Origin of the sequence: Paraburkholderia sp. SIMBA_054, assembly GCF_046534875.1 — a bacterium.
GTDB lineage: Bacteria > Pseudomonadota > Gammaproteobacteria > Burkholderiales > Burkholderiaceae > Paraburkholderia > Paraburkholderia hospita.
Genome location: NZ_JAWRXV010000630.1, coordinates 1 through 279, shown reverse-complemented (window position 1 = coordinate 279; position 279 = coordinate 1). Strand labels below are relative to the sequence as shown.

Here is a 279-nt window from a genome sequence, read left to right as displayed (position 1 = left end):
CTAGAAATTCTGGAATCTTATGCTGAGCTGACTGTTGATATGCCGAAGCTTAAGGTGAAATTTATTGAACAGGATGGAGGTGCATTATCCACAACTTCTGCACAAACGACCTTTTTCTATGGTTCATTGTTTGGAATCAGTGATCTATATGGCATTGAAGAAATCGTGTTTACCAACCCTGAGGGCGAAGAAAATTTCACTGTAGCTCAGCGCTTAGTGGACAAGCCCCTGATCGTTGAAGAAGAAAGAGGAATTTCGCGCGGTTACTATACAATCTAC

At 41.6% G+C, this 279-nt stretch carries 1 protein-coding gene; it reads left to right on the top strand.

Annotation, left to right across the window (positions count from 1 at the left end):
* A partial coding sequence (locus SB822_RS56615; protein WP_410859042.1) for a hypothetical protein occupies positions 1 to 279 on the top strand: 279 nt, incomplete at both ends.